Source organism: Amphritea sp. 1_MG-2023 (assembly GCF_030547545.1).
Lineage (GTDB): Bacteria > Pseudomonadota > Gammaproteobacteria > Pseudomonadales > Balneatricaceae > Amphritea.
Genome location: NZ_JAUOQE010000083.1, coordinates 1 through 704, shown reverse-complemented (window position 1 = coordinate 704; position 704 = coordinate 1). Strand labels below are relative to the sequence as shown.

Genomic DNA, 704 nt, shown 5'->3' with positions numbered 1-704 from the left:
GGGCCGTTGAATAGCGCTGCCACCGCGGCCGTCACCGCTGTGAATGATCCGATTGCTGGCCTACCGAGTATCAGCGGTACTGCCACCGAAGATGAAACCCTCACCGCCGATATTAGTGGTATCAGCGATGTGGATGGCCTAAGCAATAGTTTCAGCTATCAATGGCAGCGGTCTGTCGATGGTGTTACCTGGAGCGATATCACTGGGGCCACCGGTAATAGCTACACGCTCGATGATCCCGATGTGGGTCAGCAGATTCGGGTGAACGTGAGTATCACCGATGATCAGGGCTTCGATGAAGGGCCGTTGAATAGCGCTGCCACCGCGGCCGTCACCGCTGTTAACGATCCGATCGTTGGCCTACCGAGTATCAGCGGCACCGCCACCGAAGATGAAACCCTCACCGCCGATATCAGCGCTATCAGCGATCCTGACGAGTTGAGCAATAGCTTCAGTTATCAATGGCAGCGGTCTGCCGATGGTGTTACTTGGAGCGATATCACTGGGGCGACGAGCAGTACTTACACCTTAGATGATCCCGATGTCGGCCAACAGGTGCGGGTGAACGTGAGCATCACCGATGATCAGGGCTTCGATGAAGGTCCGCTGAATAGCGCTGCCACCGCGGCCGTCACCGCTGTTAACGATCCGATCGTTGGCCTACCGAGCATCACCGGTACCGCCACCGAAGATGAAACCCTCAC

1 protein-coding gene is annotated in these 704 nt (G+C 56.8%); it reads left to right on the top strand.

Features of this window, described 5'->3' with window-relative positions:
* On the top strand, positions 1-704 hold a 704-nt coding region (locus Q4488_RS18760; protein WP_303582125.1), incomplete at both ends, for a hypothetical protein.